Genomic DNA, 18,660 nt, shown 5'->3' with positions numbered 1-18,660 from the left:
TCTTCTATTTTTAAACTTACTCTGTATAATTAAAGGTTATTATCCATTTAAATTTACAATATTACAATCTTTAATATATTCTTCAATTATACTTCTAGCTACATTAAAATAACTTATACATTTATCAACTATAACAGCATCACTGCTAACTACTCTATCAAGTTTTTCTAATATAACATCTGCATTTTTTACTAGCTCTACTTCTGTTTCAATTTTCCATACCTTGGCATGTTCTAATATCTTATATCTTAGATTTCCAGAATTAGAAACTGGTGCATCTAAGTAAAATTTAATTTTTGTAGCCTTATATTTATTAAAAAACTTTCCTATTAGATTTAAAGCTTCTTCTGTTTTATCTATAATTTTATATGTTCCTCTAAGACCTGCTAAATCTCTTATATTTCCATCTCTACCTATGACTAGAGTTCCTCCAGATAATGCTACTTCTAGAGCTATTATCAAATTAAAACCATCTATGTATATAATTCCTTCATTTATTTTATCTAAGGAAAGTATCTTTGATTGTCTTATTCTATTTTTTTCATAAGTACATACTGCTCTCTTTAGTGCATCTCTTTGTCTTATTGAAAACTGATATCTATCTCCCACAAAAGTTACAACTGGGTCTATTTTATAATCTCTATTTATTAACCACTCTATTTCTTCTTGAGCCTTTACAAGTCTTACAAGTTCTTTACTTGAAAACCATCGTTTATCACTCTCATCAAAGCCTCTTTTAGATATTTTATTCATAGAGTATTTCACCGCCTTAATATGAAGTTTGCTAATATTATCTTATCCATTTATATTATTCAATATTTAGATTATACCTTTTAATACTCTCTTAAATACAAAATAATTACTTTTTTACTATATTTATACTTTATAATGTAAAGAAAGGATACTATTAGTAAATTCTCATAGTATCCTTTCTTTAAAATTTATTTATAATGATAATTTTAGGCTTTATTTATATATTACACTTATTCTATACTTCCTTTATCATATTAGGAGATAAAACATCATTAAGAGCCTCTGTCATAGTTGGATGTGCATAAACACGGTCTCTTAAATATGTATATTCTACTTCTAAATCTACGGCTAACTGAATTAAATGTATAATCTCACTAGAATCTTCACATATCATGCTAGCACCAAGTATCTTATTGGAATTTTTATCTATTACGATTTTTATAAATCCATCTGTCTTTCCAATTTGTTTAGCTCTTGGAATTGCCTCAACTGGCATCTTTGCTACTAATACATCATATCCTTTTTCCTTTGCTTGTTTAACATTAAGACCAACTCTTGAAAATGCTGGACTTATGAATATAGCATTTGGTATATTTTTTCTATTACTAGTCGTTCTAGTCTTATTTCCAAATAATTGATTGATTATTATACGATAGTCATCTAGTGATATATAAGTAAATTGAGGACCTCCATTTATATCTCCTATAGCCCATATGTGTTTTTTATTAGTCTTAAGGTTATCTGATACTTTAATAAATCCTCTTTCATTTAACTCTATGCCTGCATTTTCAAGTCCTAAACCTTCAGTATTTGCTTTTCTACCTGTAGCAACAAGTATTATATCACTTGTTATTTCCTTTAATTCACTATTTATATCATATTCTACTGTAGCTAAATTAGAAACTTCCTTAATCTCTTTTACCTTTGCATTATTTATAATTTTTACATTTCTCTTTTCAAGTAATTTTATTATTTCTTCTGAATCTTCAATATCTTCATTTGGTAAAATCCCATTATTTGAATTTAATATTGTAACTTCTGTTCCAAAGGAACTATAGATGCCTGCAAATTCTAAACCTATAAACCCAGCACCTATAATTGTCATTTTTTTAGGTAAGGTTCTTAAATTCATAAGAGATTCACTATTATATACTATCTTATTGTTTTCAATACCTTTTATATTAGGTATAAATGATTTTGAGCCAGTATTGATAAATATCTTCTCTGATACTAATTCATAAACTTCATTTTCAGTTTTTACTTCTACTGTATTTTCATCAATAAAAGTCGCCATTCCTGTAAATATAGTTACATTATCATTTGAATTTAATTTATTATAGTTAGCTTCTCTAAGCTTTGTAACCAAAGTTTCTTTTTTTTCTATAGCTTTTGCATATTCGATTTGTGCATCATTCCAAGAGTTTATATTTTTTACATTGTTTGCTGAATTTTCTAAGCTTTTAGTTGGGATACATGCTACATTTATACATGTTCCTCCATACATTTTATTTGACTTTTCTACTAAAGCTACCTTTAATCCTCTATTAGCTAAATCTCCTGCTAATGTCTTTCCACCTTTTCCAAATCCTATTATTATTGCATCAAATGTTTTTTTCATATAAATTTCAACCCTTTCCTTTGTTATTTATACTCTTACTATAACAAGATTTTCTAGGTGGTACAATTAGGTACTTTTTTGTAACCTTCTATATTAATACTTTTTATTTTTTTGATTTTCAATGAAAGACATCATAGTCTCTTTATTCATTGCTCCTGGAATGTACTGTGTTACATATCCTTCTTTATCAATTATAAATGTAGTTGGAAAAGCATTAATTCCATATTGATATGCTAATTCTCCATCTTCATCAAGTGCAACGGGAAAAGTATAGCCTTCATCTTTTAAAAAGTTAATTACATGTTCTCTTGAACCTTCTCTACCTAAATTAGGTGATGCTACACCTAAAATTACTACATCTTCATTATTTTTCTTATAATCCTTGTACAACTGCTCTATATGAGGCATTTCCTCTTTACATGGAGGACACCATGTAGCCCAGAAATTTAAAAACACAACCTTACCTTCATAATCACTTAATTTATGTGTTTTACCATATTGGTCAGTTAAAGTAAAATCAATAGATTTTATTCTCTCTTCATCATTAGAGCTGTTATCACTATTTTCATTATTAGATTCTTTTTTATTATCTCTGTTACCAGACTCTTCTTGTGTATTGCCATTAGAATTTCCTTGTTTATTATCTTCTTGATTCACACTTTGATTATTTTCAACTTTATTTTTTTGTGGAACATTAAAATGCTTGCTCACACTTTCAAACCCATTTATCATCATTAATATTCCTGATATTATAAGTATAGCTCCACCTATCTTTTTAATAATTTCCATATTAGATTTTATTTTATCTATAGTCTTAAACAACTTACTATAGAACATAGCTGTAATTATAAATGGCAAAATAAATCCAATGGTATATACTACTATTAAAAGATTTGCATTCAAATGATTAGTTGAACTAGAAACCATTACTAATACAGATGCTAATATTGGCCCAATACAAGGTGTCCACCCAAAACTAAATGTAAATCCAAGTAAATATGCTGTTATTGCTCTCATTTCTTTAAACTTTACATTTAATCTTTTTTCTCTATTTAGTATTGAAGACTTAATTATTCCCATATAAAACAATCCCATGATAATAATTATAATCCCACCTATAAACATTATTAAGTCTTTATTCTCATTAAAAAACATACTCAATACTCTTACTGATGAACCTAATATAAAAAAGGTTGTTGAAATTCCTAGAGTAAATAAGATAGTATTTTTAAATAGAGAACTTTTTATAAAATTAGTTTTTCCTTCTTTTAAATTTTCCACACTACTATTTGACAGTATACTTAGATAAATAGGTAGTATTGGTAATATACATGGCGAAAAAAACGATAATATCCCTTCTATAAATACCACAAATAAATTTATATTTTGCAAATTAAAGCTCCTCCTCATTCTATTTACATTATTACAATAAAAAATTATGTCCTTTTATTGCTTTTACTTTTATTCTCACGATAGCCTAATTAAGTCACTGTAAATTCAAAAGTAATTTAAAAGCTTACTTATCGCAATTTAAATTATTATTGCTCCACATAATCATCTTTTCCATAACAGGAAGTAATAGTACCCCTGACTCACTTAAAAAATATGTTGATTCTACAATATTATTAATTGATTTTTTATTGTTGATTATAATTCCTTGCTCAATTAAAAAATCTAATTGTTGAGTCAACATTTTCTTACTACATTCTGGAATGGCTCTTTGTAATTCTCCAAATCTTTTTTTATCTTTTTGTAACTCCCATATTATTATAGCTACCCATTTTTTACCTAATATGCTTGATAATGCCTCTACTGGACAGTCATATATCATATCATCTATATTATACATTTTATCTCCTCTTTCTTTTTATTAATTATTAAGACATGCTTTTATTTAATTTATAAATGTTACAAATGTGTTGAGATTTACTAGTTTAAGGTTGTTAATATATATTTTAGTTTTAAAATATTTCTGAGGTTTCATATAATTACTATATCAGTTTTATAAATGCATCACAATTGGGTACTTTTTTGTAACTACATATTTATAACTACATAAAATATTTATAACTACATAAAATTAAAGTTAACTATATTAAATAAATTTAGCTCTTATATAATAATTCTTTATCTAAGTTCTTTATCCTGTTTTAATAATTTCTATATACAACATCAAACCCATACCTTGATATCTACCCAAAATTATACAAATTAAAAAATCTGACAGATATTTATCTGCCAGATTATTAAATGATAAACTTACTTTTACACTTATAAATCTAATAATATTGAAATAACTTCAAAAGGTGCTATTTCATATATTTGTTGTTCCTCTAATTCTTCTATTGCATTTATAACTTTCCCGTTTCTATCTTTAAATATTTGCTCATCTAATATCAACTTCTCACTTGTTGGATTTTCTAACCTTATTACAAACTTCTCTTTATCATAGTAAGAAAGATAACATGCTGATACAAGATAATTTTCTGGTAAAGATATTATCTCTAACTCTCTGTTCACAGATTTTTCAACAATTGACCTTTGAATCTTATTATCTATACGATATAAAAAGAAGTTATAATCCTGTAATTGATAATTTATAGATTCTTGCAAATAGTTATGAGTTAAACTTGCAACTTCTGATTCAGCAAAAGATTTAGAACTCATATATATTGCAAATGAAAACTCTACTTCTCTAAGTATTTGTGCCTTTTCAGTTTTAATTCTGATATGTCCCTTTTTAGTGGTATCTCCAGAAGCACGTCCTGGTCTATATAATAAATCAGGTTTTCCTAATTCATCTGTAGTAGCAAGTAAAGTCAGTGCTATTTCATCATTGACATGTTGATACTCCTTTATTCCTCTAGTAAAGACAGTACAACTTCTCTTATCATTAGTAAGTGTAATATTACTTTCCAAAGGTTCCAAATCTATAGGCATTTCACTATAAGTATTTTCCCAATTACTTAAAACCCCATTTTCTCTTGTTATATATCCAAATGGTAATGATGCTATATTTTTATTATCATTTATATCCGTTTTTACATGAACACGTAATCTATGATTACATATTGTATTGTTGACATGAAGTTTTACCTCTATCAATGGATTATCTTTTGATAAAATAATGCTAGCTCTTACATTTAATTTTCCATTGAGATTTTTATCTTTTCTATCTTCCAGTGTAAGTGGTAGTAAAGTTGTACCTTCAACTACTATCTTTTCATATCCTAAAGTTCTTTTTGTCGAAACACTATTAAACAAAAGTTCTATCTCGTCATCATCTTGTAATGGTGAGAAATCATAAGTATCTCCTGCATTTCCGCTATCTTTTAAAGTTAAAAAGTTTGATATATAAGTTCCATCTTTAAGTTGTAAATCCAAGCTTCCATCTTTATATATTACCTTGTATTTATCGTTAGATATAAAGGTATTATTAGACTCACTAAGTGACAACATCTCTTTATTACTTGTTTCAAAACTAATAACTTTATAACCAAGTGCAGGAAGTTGTATATTTATTCTTACTTTTAGTATATAATAACCTGGTTCTTCAATAAATATATTACCAGCAGGTGTCTCTTCCAATACATTTTCTCTTGGTTGTATGTAAGTTTCTTCAATTATAGTAGCATCTAAATTTTCTTTAAAACAAATATTTTTACTATTACTCACTACTTGTATTTCTTTATATCCATTAAATCTTTTAGCTTCTGAATTAAACACTAATACATCATTTTGAGATAACTTAAGCCCTTCTGAAATTTTCTTTACAATAGTATTTTCAATGCTATCACAGATTTCATTAGCTTCTCTTATACGGTGAAGAATATCATCTGTTACAGTATCAGTTACACAACCAGCCAAACTGTCATGAGCTTGCCCTTCTAAAAGCTTTTTCCATGTGTTTATTAATAATTGATTGCTTATTTCTATTCCACTCTTTTTAGCAATTACTAGTAATGGCTCTATTCTCTTAATTAATTTATTTTCAAGTTTATCACATGCTAATTTTATATCCATTCTACTAGAACCAATTGATTTATGTATTCTTGCAAGCACTGGTTCTCTAAATTCACCTCTGTAGCTTTCTAATGATTCTATGGATTTTACATATTTCAAAAAGTCTTGATATGAACTTGTTATATAAGAATACTTTCCAATATTATTAATCTCTTCAACTTTATTTTTAAAATCACCTATTATATTTAATTGGTCATTTCCTGAAGGTATTAATACCTCTTCTACATCACTATATGATTTAATAAAATCAATAGCGGGGTCTAATCGTCCATTGACATACTTTGGTGAAGGTTCTAAAAGCATACCAGTTCCATATCCATGTGGCATATTTACAGCATATATATACTTTTCTCCATTTAAACTTTTCCATTTAAAATACGGTGATTGAACTTGCTTTCCTAAGTGGATACCCCTCCAAAAGAAAATATTATCAATCCCTACATGTCTTAATAAAATAGGCATCTGTGCATTAAAACCAAAGGTATCTGGTAAATACCCGATTTTCATGTACTCACCATACTTTTTACTTTCAAATATTCCAATCATTAAATTTCTTAAAATAGATTCCCCTCTAGCGAAGAATGCATCTGTTTGTGTAAACCATGGTCCGATATATAATCTTTTTTCTTCTATTAATTTTTTAATACTTTCTATTTTTTCTTTATGTACTTGTGTATAATCATCCAAAATAGAAAGTTGTCCATCAAGTACAAAACTTACATCTGGATTACGCTCTAACTCATCAATTATATCTGTAAATAATTGCTCACTAAGTACTAATGCATCTCCAGAAGTAAAATACCACTCTCTGTCCCAGTGTGTATGATTAACAATATGTGCTTTTATCATTTATGCTCCTCTATTTCTTCATTTTAATATTTTTAGGCTGTAATCAAGACTCAACAATACTCAAAACTTATACTAACTATAAAATTTATATTAAACCTAAATTATTACTTTTCTTAAATTTTTATTGAATTTTAAGATTCCCATTCTGCTTCATCAAATTCATCATCTTCAAATTCATCATCTTCGATAACTGGATTTCCACGTAATATTATAACTAAACCTGCTACAATTACTGTTCCTACTGCAATTGATAATACATACATTGGCCAGTTTTCTACTGTAAACCATCCATAAAATCCACTAATTGGAGTTACATTCACTGAACCTAATCCAACTGCCATAGCTGAGGCAATTGCTGTACCAATTACACATGATGGTATTACTTTTAATGGAGATTCTACTGCAAAAGGAATTGCTCCTTCACTAACTCCAATCAACCCCATTATAAGAGATGATTTACCAGCTTCACGCAGCTGCTTATTATATTTTTGTTTTGCTAATATAGTAGCAAGACCTAAGCCTAGTGGTGGTATAACAATTCCTACCATTGCTGCTGTATTAGGTGCGTAAATCCCACTTGTTAATAATGCAAGTGATGTTGTCAAAGCTGCTTTATTAACTGGCCCACCTAGGTCAACTGCCATCATTGCTCCAATAATAGCTGCCATCAATATTTGATTTGTACCTGATAATCCATTTAACCAATTTTCTAAGCCAGTATTTAATGTTGCAAAAGGAATACCTATGACATAATTAATTAATATAACAGTTATTAATGTTCCAAATACTGGTACTATAAATATTGGTACTATTGAAGCTGCTGACTTTGGTAATTTAACATTATTTTTAATAAATAAACATGTATATCCTGCGATTAAACCAACTGCTAAAGCTCCTAAAAAACCTGCTCCAATATCCTTAGCAATCATACCTCCAACAAGTCCTGGTACTATAGCTAATTTATCAGCTATAGAAAATCCTATAAAGGCTGCAATTACAGGAAACATTAATCCTAAAGCAGTGCCTCCAAAACCATCTAAATCATGTAATAATCTAACAATACTACTAGCACTTTCTGCATATTTAACGTCCCATATATCTGGTATATTATATAAAGAACCCCCTACACGAGATATTGCCATTATCATAGCACCTGCAATTACTAATGGAATCATATATGAGATTCCTGTTAAAACATGCTTTTTTAACTCAGAGACTATCTTTTTTAACATTATATTTCCCTCCATTTATTTAGTGTCAATTAACTTTAGTGCATCATTGATTACCTTTTCTGCATCTTTTATAGGTGCATTAACTGGTACTTCTAATATTTCTTTGCCTTCAAAACGTTCAGCATTTCTAACTTTAGTATCTACAGCAAATATTACTACTTCTGCAATTTGCGCATCTTTTTCAGTTAATTCATTGTCAATTCCAGTTGCTCCTTGTGTTTCAACTTTTATAAGATGACCCATTTTTTTTGAAGCCTTCTTTAATGCTTGTGCTGCCATATATGTATGTGCAACCCCTGTTGCACATGCTGTTACTGCTATAATTTTTCTTTTCATCTCTACATTTCTCCCTCATTAAATATTTTAATTACTTCTTGTGCTGAATCAGCTAATTTTAATGCATCCACATTGTCATCATCCATTAACTTAGTTGCCAATTTAGACAATAAGACAAGGTGGTTACTGTCTTTATCAATGTTACTTATAGCCAACAAGAAAATGCTATCTACTGGTTTTTCATCTAAGGCTTCCCATTCAATTTTATTTTTGGATTTTGCAAATATTATAGAAGATTTCTTAACAGCATCACTTTTCCCATGAGGAATAGCAATACCATTCCCAATACCTGTAGTTGCATGTTCTTCTCTTTCTAAAACAGACTTAACATATTCTTCTTCATTATCCACAATCCCATTTTCAACAAATATACTACTTAATTTTTTTATTGTTTCTTCCTTGGTAGTTGCATCAAGATTAAAAACAATCTGCTCTTCCTTCAATACATCTGATATTTTCACTATATATTCTCCTCCATTAGCAAATCGTACACTTCTTTTGGTGAAGTTGCACTTAATATGTTATTTATATTTTTTTTATTGTCAATGAAGTCATAAAAAACTTCATATATTTCATCAAGCTCCAAATTTTTGTCATTTTCTAATGAAATAAAGAAAACAACTTCTACATTTTCATTTCCCCATATAATAGGATTTTTTAAAGTTGCAACAGATATATTAGATTTTTTAATATAACTAGGATTAGCATGAGGTGTAGCTATATATTGAAAAGATGTGTAAGATAAATTTTCTCTTTCAATCGCACTTTCAGCTATACCTTCTTTCGCATAACCTCTTTTTATTAAGTTATCTGTTATACATCTAATTACATCTTCATAATCTGATGCCTCAATATTTAACAAAATATTTTCCTCAAATATTAACTTTTTAAAAGATTTAGATTTTCCAGAAGTAGTTCTTGGAACATTTTGTATGTTTTTCTCTAAAGTTCTTATATCATTTTCATTTAAAATAGGGCTAACTACTATAGTTGGAATAGTTTCTAATTCTAAATAAATAGTACTGATTACTAAATCTGCATCAATTTTACTAGATACTAATTCTTGGACAGAAAGTATCTTTTCAATCTTTACCATAGGGAAGTATTTTTTTAACCTTGCAGATAATAACCTAGAAGAACCCAACCCTGTACTACATACTAGAATTACCCTAATGCTTTGTGGTAGTTCTTTCATTCTTTCTCTAAAAGCTTCAAAATGTAGTGCTACATAAGCACATTCGTCATCATTTATTCGAATATCATATATAAATTCAATTACTTTTTTCAAGTTTAAAGCTTGTTCAAATGATAGAGAAAAGTTTTGCTTAATTGTATTTACATATGGGTTTTTGATACTAAGACCATATGTCAATCTATTTATCGACGAATGTATATGTGTAGTTAATCCATCAATTAAATCTTTATCATAGGCTGTCTTATACAATGTATTTTTGATAATTTCTCGAAGATTTGAGATATTGTTTGTATTCGCTTCATAAGGTTTACTTGAATTACTTTTTAGTTCAGTAGTGTTTCTATGCTGGTCAGCAGCTACTAAGTGCAGATTTATATATCCAATTTCAGAATTTGGCAATAATATTGAAAATTTTTCTTCTAGTTGCTTTGCTAGATAATTTGTATTTGGCATTTGATTATTTTCTATCTTATTAGTATATAAATTTTCTTCTATATATTCACCTTTTCTAATTCTTTCTACTGCTATAGCTAAATGAATAACCAGTGATTGAAATTCATAATCAGAAAACTCAAATTTTCTTTCCTCACTAAAAGTTCTAAGAATCTCAATAATGATAGATAAATCATCCTCAAAAAAGATACCATTCACATCTGCTTGTATCTTTTCAAAAGCTTGATAAAAACTTTCTTGTTCTTGCTTAATATACCAATTTCTACTCCAAAATTTATGTATAAACTTAGCAGTAAGCTGTCTTTTATCTCTTTCACTTATATTCAATTTAATTCCTTTACTAGGTTTCTTATATATAGAAACTCCTTCACTTTTTAGTAATTTTTCAACCTCAGCTAAATCTCTTTCAATTGTTCCTCGACTTATATATAATTCTTCAGAAAGTTGTTGTATAGTAATATAATCATTACTTTTTAACAAAATTGAGTATATATATATAACTCTCTCCTCTCTTGTTGTAGGAATTTGACTTCCTTTATTATCTAGGTAAGGAAGTATTTTTCTTAAATCTCCTTCAATATAAACACCTATTTTAGGTTTTCTCACTAAAGAAAGACCTATCTTTTTAAGTACTATTTCTACTTCTTTGAGAGATTTTGAAACTGTTTTTTCTGAAACATCTAAATCATCTGCTATTGCTTTAACAGTTGTATGACCTTCTTTTAATAAAAACTTTATTATTCTAATTTCACGATTTTGAATCATATCAGTTAACATTTTCAAACTTACTCCTTCCCTTTGTTTTTATTTTAATGGAAAATGTTTTTCTACAAAACTACTAATATTTCCTGATTAAATACGGTAATTTTTATGTATTGAATACTTTAATTTTAGATGATAAATTAAAAACTGTCTAAATTTAATATGAAAGGAAATAATTTAATGCTGACAATAATTATTGCATTACTTCCTGTAATAGGGTGGGGATTAATGCCCATAGCTGCAAACCTCAAAAAAAGTTCTCCCTACGAACAACTTTTAGGTACCTCTATAAGTGCGTTTATATTTTCCACTATAATAACTTTAGTTATGCATCCTGAGATTACATTTTTTTCATTTTGCGTGAGTATGATTTCTGGGATATTTTGGAGTTTAGGTCAGTTAATGCAGTTTAAAGCAATTCAAATTGCTAGTGTATCTAAAGTAATGCCAATTTCAAATGGTTCACAATTAACTTTTACAACTTTACTAGCTGTAATCTTATTTAATGAATGGACTAGTTCTAAAATGTTTTTGATTGGCACCTTATCAATCTTATGTATAATAATAGGTATACTTCTCACAAATTATCAAACAAAAAAATCTACTAATAGCAATATGTTGAAATGTATTGGAGTTACATTATTATCATCCTTGTTTTTAGCACTATATGTTGTAGCTAATCAAATATTTTCAATTGAAGGATATAGAATTATATTGCCTCAATCTGTTGGGATGTTAATAACTGCATCAATTATTGTTAAGTATTTTTCTAGAGAGACTTTACATAAGGAAAATGTTTTATTTAATCTAATTACTGGAGTATTGTGGTCAATAGCAAATTTAGGTATGTTTATTACAACCAATACTTTGGGAGTTACGATAAGTTTTTCTATTTCTCAGAGTTGTGTTATAGTAGCTACTTTAGGAGGAATTATCTTCTTTAAAGAAAAGAAAAATAAAAGAGAGTGGCTTGCTATTTTTCTTGGAATAATATTAATCATGTTTGGTGTTTTTATGTTAAGCACAATAAAATAGATATTTATTTATATAAATTAAAATGAAAAATTAATTATCCTCTAAAATACTGTGTTTATCACTGATTTAGCTATAATTAAGAGTCTATATTGCCACTAATTTATCACTTATGAATGAATCTTAATAAAACCATAAATAGTAATAAATATTAAAAGAGAGAAGCTAAACAGTACAATTACTGAATTGCTTCTCTCTAGAGCATTGTCATAACCCCATACATTTTATAGTAATTATTATCTTATAGAAAACATCTATTTATACTTGTTCTATTATTACAATTTTATATTTTTTTAACACATTAAAATAGTGTTTATTTTACATTTACTTTTTTATATATTTTTTCAACATATTAAAGTAGTAACCATTTTATATTTACTTTTAATCAAATATACTAATCTGATTATTATTGTTTTTATCTATTTTAATAGTCTTCATATTTCTAACAGTTATTTTTGCATCTTCTCTTATAGCACCTACAAGTACTCTATTTTCTTCATTATATAGTCTACAATTTTCTTCTACTCATGTATAATTAAAATTAGCATAACAATATAAACAATAATGTCTACAAGTATTGTACTGCCCTATATCAATACTCTTAACACATCCACAAATATCCCTTTGTGTATCATCCTTTTTGACTTTCACTTCACTACCTATAATCTTTGATATTAACTTATCATCAATACATTTACTTTTTCCAATGCCAAACTTACTTAAATTATATTCATCACAACATATTTCAAGTGTTATATTATACTTATTAGATATTCTAAAAAGTTCCTTCGACAATATTTCTATTTCTTTAATTTGTATAGGTTTTATATGTAATGACTTTGTATTAACTTTTGTTTTTTTGTATAAATCTATAAAACTTATTATACATTTTTCTGTAAATCCATTAAGTTGACTACATAATCTCTCAAATGCTTTTATATGATAATCTAAGTTATACTTTTCATTTAGAAAAATTGGGTCATATCTCAAAATTACTCTTTCTTTTCCTATGCTTCTAGACAATTCTTTAAATGACTCTATTATCTTCTTTTTATCTAAAATTCGTGTTTCTACATCTTTACCATATGGAGTTATAGTATAGTGAAAATAATATTTGTAGTCTTTTAATTTGTTCAAATCACATATCATTGGAGTTGCATCTTTTGTCCAAAATATAAAGCAATCAACAGTATGTGGATTTAACTCTATCTTACTGACTTGTTTTGGATTCATCGGATTAACAACATACACAAAACCCTCTTTAAGTCTGTTAAAAAACCACTTACTATAAAAAGCAGGTATATCAGTTCTTCTACTTACACTTACTATCATAATTTAACCTCCATCTAAAAGTATAGCTGATATCACTCTTAGAATTGTCCAGACCACTTTCTACACACACATTATTTACTAGTTTTCATTCACACAGAAAACATCTTTTTTATAGCTTATTATCCCTAGACAATATATGATGTATTTTCTTTGCAAAGTTTTTCCATTTTATCATACACAACACTACTGTCTCTCTCATCTGTCATGGTAACAATTATATCACTTGCCTTAAGAATTGTTTTTCCTTTTGGAATAATTTCTTCTCCTCCTCTTTGAATGGCTACCAAAAGACAATTTTCTGGCCATTGAATATCCTGAATTGCTTTGTTAGCAACAGGAGAACCAAACATAATGGAAAACTGATCTAGTATTTTCTCTCCCCTCTCTCTATGAACAGGTTCTCCATTTTTCTCAAGTAATCTCTCCAGAAGACTTTCATAAATCGGCTTAGATTTCAGAAGTGTAGCCACAATATACGCCACAATTGAAATAACGGATAGGGAAAGCATCTGGCTGACAGAACCTGTCATTTCAAAAATCAATATAATTCCAGTCAAAGGCGCACGTACAATGGCAGTAAAATACCCTGCCATAGCCAGAAGTATAAAATTATTGACATAGTCTAAGTTCATTCCAAAAAACTGTACACCTACCATTCCGAACATTCCCCCAATAAAGGCTCCTAAAACAAGTAGCGGGAAGAAGATTCCTCCTGGCGCACCAGACCCAAAACTAACAGCCGAAAATACAAAACGGATGACAAAAATCAAAACTACCATTCCCAACAAATATTCATGGCTTGTTAGTGCTTCCACCAGATTATGCCCACTTCCAAGCACCTCAGGCATCAAAAGACCCAAAATACCAGCCATAAAAAATGGAATCAATATTTTTCCAAATGTACCTATTTTGGGAATCTTTTTATATAAAGACTGAACAAATAAGGTAAACCAATTATAAAATGCCCCCATAACGCCAAGCACAACACCTAAAATCAGTATCAACCAATAATAACTCTGTGGTAACACATTTCCAATATCAAACTGGAACACTGATTCCATTCCTAGAAAATTAGCTGATATATAGTCCGCTGTTAGAGATGCTGTCATCACAGAAATCAAAACAGACACTGAAAAGTTTTTATGTATTTCTTCCAGTGAAAACATGACGCCTGCCAGTGGTGCATGAAAGGCTGCTGATAATCCTGCACTTGCCCCACAAGTAAGCAAGAACTTTTCCTCTGTCTTTCCTCTATCAAGAGCTCTGGAAATACCCTTTCCTGCCATAGCACCAAGCTGTATAGAAGGTCCTTCTCTTCCCAAGGCAAGACCACCCAGAAGCGATAAGAATCCTCCAACAAATTTGGCTGGCAACACACGCCACCATACTTGCTTGATTTTCCCTGTCATCTCTCCTTCTAGCTGAGGAATACCACTACCTGAAATCATTGGCTCCCAATTTACTAGCCTTGATACAATCCACGCAAGCAGTGCAAGCACTGCAAACCAAACTGCTGTTTTCACAGTTGAACCTTTTGCAAAATTTAATATTTGGTTAAGCCAGATACCAGCCTGCCCCAAAAGTATCCTATATAAAAGTACAATCAAACCAGCTATAGCGCCTACAAGAAGCCCTTCTCCAATCAAAATGACCTGAAATCGCTCGGCCCGCTTAATTACATGAGATGTATCTTTTTTCATAATCTTTCTCCTCCACTCCATAATTCGGTGTAATATGAATAAATATATTTTTTAGTTCATTTCACACAAAATCATATGTTACTTTTCTTCTATGTTTTATACACATAACCAACTTATAATGTAATGTAAATACTGAATAATTATTGTTATCCAACTTAATTTCATCGTATTTACCACTGAATCAATAATACAATACATTTTTAGAAAAATAAAGAAGGACATATTATTTTATTTTTACTTTATTCTTGACTTTGATAAAAAACATGATAATATTAATCCTAATTCAGACTATCATTAACATCAGTCTAAATTATTATATTTAATAATATTAAAAAGGGTGCAATTATCAAGCACCCTATAAGCTTATTTTTTTAAGAAAGCTAAAATACAATAAAAATATCTATCTCATATCTAGATTATAGTTTTTGATTTGCATATTTCAATGACCATTGGCAATTTACCATACATTTTAAAACACAAAAACATTTAGAAATATCGATTATAGACTCTCTTCCCCCTTGAAAAGTCCAAGCATTTCCATGTATAGCTTTTGCAGGGCATTTTTCTACACAAACACTGCAATCACCACATTTTGAAGCAATCAAAGGATGCTTTTCAACAGAAATTGGTGCATCCGTAAGTACTGTACACATGCTAAAAGCACATCCAAATTCCTCAGTGATAAATAAATTATTTTTCCCCATGAATCCAATACCACTAATATTCGCTATTGTCTTATGTGGTAAAGGGCTAATACCTGATTGCATCTTAGGGTCAATATATCCTCTTTCAATGTATCTGTGTTCTATATTATTTTTTTCTGATTGAGCATAAGCACTATAACCTTTTTTTTGAAGATATTCAGAAATCCAATCAGCTAGTTTTTCCACCTTTTCCTCTTTTTCCAAAAACTCATCTCTGTCTGTAGGTAAATTATTATATATATCTTTAATAAACTTCTTTGATAATCCTATACAAAATAAAATCGCCTTAGAAAAGCCTAGTGTTTGATTTATTGGAAATTCAGATATATCAACAAAACGAATAATGTCTACACCTTCATTGTACAAAATAGATTTCAACTCATCATTCATTTTTAACTCCTTTCACAGCTAATCAAGCAAGAAATAGCTTTATATACTGATAGGTTTTGGCTTTTTATTATGTTAACCAATACTTTGTACATTCTTTATTTCTACTCATAAAACCATATTCAATTAAATATCTTCTAATCGTTGCAAAATCATAATATATAGACTCTAAAATTTGATTAACTTCTTTTTCTGAATATTGCTTTCCTTGCTCAAATTGTTCTAAAATTTTAGACAAAATAACAACTTTTTTCTTTTCTTTTGATGAAAAAGCTTTTAATTTTAGAGGATTCATACTTTCAAATGATGTTTCTAAAATGTGTTTTCTTTCTTCTTCAGTTACTACGTATCTCTCATCTACCATTTTGGCATGTTCGTGGATTGGTATTATAATACTATCTCTATTAGATTTATCTTCAAATACAGATTCATATAAAGCCAAGTATAGCTTAGCTTGTTTTGCTTTTTCTCTAAACATAAATTTTTGATGACGTATTGTAGAAGTAGATACACCAAGCTCTTTTGCAATTTCTTTATCTGATAAATCACTAATAAATAATTTAAATAATTGTTTTTGATTATCTGTTAATGTATTGTACTTTGAATCATTATTGACCAATTGTTCCAAATAGTTACCATGTTTTAATTCTGTATGCAATTCAATAGCTCTTGATGCTTCAAAAAATCTGTCACCAACTCTGTATATTTCTCCTACTTCATACGTTTTTCCACAAATAATGCAACTATAACAATTTAAATCTGCATTGAATATATAACCTTTTTTGATATCTTTAATAGAAAGATTTTCAATCTTCATATTATTCACCTCCAGTATATGGTTTATTATTTCAATAAACATATATTACTAAAGTTTATTATCATTGTCAACATTTCTATTTTAAGTTTATGAAGTTCATATATTATACACCGTTTAAATTATAATATATCTCAAAACAATATATTTAAATCTCTATTTGAACAATTATTATTTATAATTAGCTATTCTTATATACAAAGAGAAGAGTATAAAACTAATTACATAAAAAAGTGTAAAACTAATTACATAAAATAAAAGGAACTACTCAATTTAAAATCAAGTAAGTCCCTTTTTATCTAACATATTTATATTAAATTTACATTGTACAACATAAGTTTATAGACAGTAATCTTTTATTTTATACTTTTTATTTAAACTCAATTACAGTATCTTTTCCACCCTCTACATTATTACCTACATTATATGTATTCATATTGTACTCCGAATGATTAGTTATTGTAACTGGAGTAATAAGTGAGATACCATTTGATTCAATTAATGAACGGTCAATTTTTAACATTGGTGTCCCCTCTTTTACTTGGTCTCCTACACTTACTAATGCTTCAAATCCTTCACCTTTTAAGTTTACAGTATCTAAACCAACATGAATAAGAAGTTCCATTCCATTTTCTAATTCTATAACAAGTGCATGTTTAGTTTCTGCTAAAACTGCCACCTTACCATTATATGGAGCATAAACAATATCACCTGTAGAATCTATAGCTACACCTTCGCCCATAAGTTTTTGAGAAAATACAGCATCTGGTATTTTAGATAACTCTATTACCTTTCCTGATATTGGTGATTTTATTGATTTTTTCTTAAACATTTTAAACATAAAATATACTCTCCTTTTTACTTTTAACCATTATTAGCTGCCTTTAGTTTTTCACCTAAACTTCCTCCTGGATGATATTTATAAAAATCAGCTGAGTCAAAATTACTGTTTTTAGATAATGCACATGCAATAGAATCTCCTAAAACCAAAGTAATCGTAGATGATGTTGTTGGTGCTAAATTTAAGTGGTCAGCTTCACCCTTTGCAGGATATATTAAAGCATAATCGCACTCCTTTGCCAATACTGAATTTCTATTTGAGGTAAAAGCAATTGTTTTAGAACCTATTGCCTTAACATATTTTATACAATTTACAACTTCCATAGAATTACCACTATTTGAGATTAAAATTGTAATATCTCGACTTTCAATCATTCCTAAATCTCCATGTACTGCCTCTGTTGCATGTACAAAAAAACTTGGTGTACCAGTACTTGCAAATGTAGCTGCCAATTTTTTACCTATATGTGCAGATTTACCTACACCCATAAAAATCACTTTACCTTTACAATTTGCAATTTCATTAACTATATTTTCATATTCAATACCTGCTTCATCTATTAAACACTTTATAGCATTCATTTCAGTAGTCATAACATCAACCATTGTTTTTAAATAGTTCATAATCAT

16 protein-coding genes are annotated in these 18,660 nt (G+C 28.4%); 1 reads left to right on the top strand and 15 read right to left on the bottom strand.

Translation table 11 applies throughout. The features are described from left to right. Positions 1 to 39: 39 nt before the first annotated feature. The 9 genes from IC219_RS09645 to IC219_RS09605 all read right to left on the bottom strand — a co-directional run bounded on the left by IC219_RS09645 (position 40) and on the right by IC219_RS09605 (position 11,236). Positions 40 to 753 carry a DUF434 domain-containing protein gene (locus IC219_RS09645; RefSeq protein WP_227830914.1) on the bottom strand — a complete coding sequence of 238 codons (714 nt, stop codon included), beginning with the start codon at positions 751 to 753 and terminating at the stop codon, positions 40 to 42. Between the two features lie 235 nt (positions 754 to 988). Continuing rightward, positions 989 to 2,371, bottom strand: coding sequence for an FAD-dependent oxidoreductase (locus IC219_RS09640; protein WP_227482000.1), 1,383 nt, complete (start codon positions 2,369 to 2,371; stop codon positions 989 to 991). A gap of 93 nt (positions 2,372 to 2,464) precedes the next feature. Next, the gene (locus IC219_RS09635; protein ID WP_227481999.1) at positions 2,465 to 3,763 is read right to left on the bottom strand and encodes a cytochrome c biogenesis protein/redoxin; all 1,299 of its coding nucleotides are present in this window, start codon (positions 3,761 to 3,763) and stop codon (positions 2,465 to 2,467) included. Positions 3,764 to 3,887: 124 nt separating this feature from the next. After that, positions 3,888 to 4,220 carry a winged helix-turn-helix transcriptional regulator gene (locus tag IC219_RS09630; RefSeq protein ID WP_227433914.1) on the bottom strand — a complete coding sequence of 111 codons (333 nt, stop codon included), beginning with the start codon at positions 4,218 to 4,220 and terminating at the stop codon, positions 3,888 to 3,890. Positions 4,221 to 4,642: 422 nt separating this feature from the next. After that, on the bottom strand, positions 4,643 to 7,243 hold the full coding sequence (locus IC219_RS09625) for an alpha-mannosidase (protein ID WP_227824373.1): 2,601 nt from the start codon (positions 7,241 to 7,243) through the stop codon (positions 4,643 to 4,645). 131 nt (positions 7,244 to 7,374) lie between these two features. After that, complete coding sequence (locus tag IC219_RS09620; protein WP_227830915.1) at positions 7,375 to 8,475, bottom strand: PTS fructose transporter subunit IIC; 1,101 nt, start codon at positions 8,473 to 8,475, stop codon at positions 7,375 to 7,377. Positions 8,476 to 8,490: 15 nt separating this feature from the next. Beyond that, the gene (locus IC219_RS09615; protein WP_227433911.1) at positions 8,491 to 8,811 is read right to left on the bottom strand and encodes a PTS fructose transporter subunit IIB; all 321 of its coding nucleotides are present in this window, start codon (positions 8,809 to 8,811) and stop codon (positions 8,491 to 8,493) included. A gap of 2 nt (positions 8,812 to 8,813) precedes the next feature. Beyond that, positions 8,814 to 9,272 (bottom strand): PTS sugar transporter subunit IIA, encoded by a 459-nt coding sequence (locus IC219_RS09610; RefSeq protein ID WP_227433910.1) that lies wholly within the window; start codon positions 9,270 to 9,272, stop codon positions 8,814 to 8,816. After that, positions 9,272 to 11,236: a BglG family transcription antiterminator gene (locus IC219_RS09605; RefSeq protein ID WP_227830990.1), complete on the bottom strand. Its 1,965-nt coding sequence runs from the start codon at positions 11,234 to 11,236 to the stop codon at positions 9,272 to 9,274. Before IC219_RS09605 ends, IC219_RS09610 begins: the two co-directional genes overlap by 1 nt. A 165-nt stretch (positions 11,237 to 11,401) precedes the next feature. Between IC219_RS09605 and IC219_RS09600 the strand changes: the two genes are divergently transcribed. Further along, a complete protein-coding gene (locus IC219_RS09600; protein WP_227433909.1) occupies positions 11,402 to 12,256 on the top strand; it encodes a GRP family sugar transporter in 855 nt (284 codons plus the stop codon). 522 nt (positions 12,257 to 12,778) lie between these two features. On the opposite strand, the gene IC219_RS09595 is transcribed toward IC219_RS09600, so the two are convergent. From IC219_RS09595 to IC219_RS09570, 6 genes are all read right to left on the bottom strand, one after another. Next, entirely contained in the window at positions 12,779 to 13,585 is an 807-nt protein-coding gene (locus IC219_RS09595) for a DUF1848 domain-containing protein (protein WP_413926933.1), read from the bottom strand. A 125-nt stretch (positions 13,586 to 13,710) separates the two neighbouring features. Next, the gene (locus IC219_RS09590; protein ID WP_227830916.1) at positions 13,711 to 15,285 is read right to left on the bottom strand and encodes a ClC family H(+)/Cl(-) exchange transporter; all 1,575 of its coding nucleotides are present in this window, start codon (positions 15,283 to 15,285) and stop codon (positions 13,711 to 13,713) included. A gap of 416 nt (positions 15,286 to 15,701) precedes the next feature. Further along, complete coding sequence (locus IC219_RS09585; protein ID WP_227824376.1) at positions 15,702 to 16,379, bottom strand: epoxyqueuosine reductase; 678 nt, start codon at positions 16,377 to 16,379, stop codon at positions 15,702 to 15,704. Between the two features lie 67 nt (positions 16,380 to 16,446). Continuing rightward, complete coding sequence (locus IC219_RS09580) at positions 16,447 to 17,193, bottom strand: DUF2087 domain-containing protein (protein ID WP_227433905.1); 747 nt, start codon at positions 17,191 to 17,193, stop codon at positions 16,447 to 16,449. Positions 17,194 to 17,560: 367 nt separating this feature from the next. After that, positions 17,561 to 18,031: a PTS glucose transporter subunit IIA gene (locus tag IC219_RS09575; protein ID WP_227481992.1), complete on the bottom strand. Its 471-nt coding sequence runs from the start codon at positions 18,029 to 18,031 to the stop codon at positions 17,561 to 17,563. Between the two features lie 23 nt (positions 18,032 to 18,054). Next, positions 18,055 to 18,654 (bottom strand): KpsF/GutQ family sugar-phosphate isomerase, encoded by a 600-nt coding sequence (locus IC219_RS09570; protein ID WP_227481991.1) that lies wholly within the window; start codon positions 18,652 to 18,654, stop codon positions 18,055 to 18,057. Positions 18,655 to 18,660: the final 6 nt, after the last annotated feature.

The organism is Clostridioides sp. ES-W-0018-02 (assembly GCF_020658175.1).
Classification (GTDB): domain Bacteria; phylum Bacillota; class Clostridia; order Peptostreptococcales; family Peptostreptococcaceae; genus Clostridioides.
This window is presented reverse-complemented; position numbering and strand designations above follow the sequence as displayed.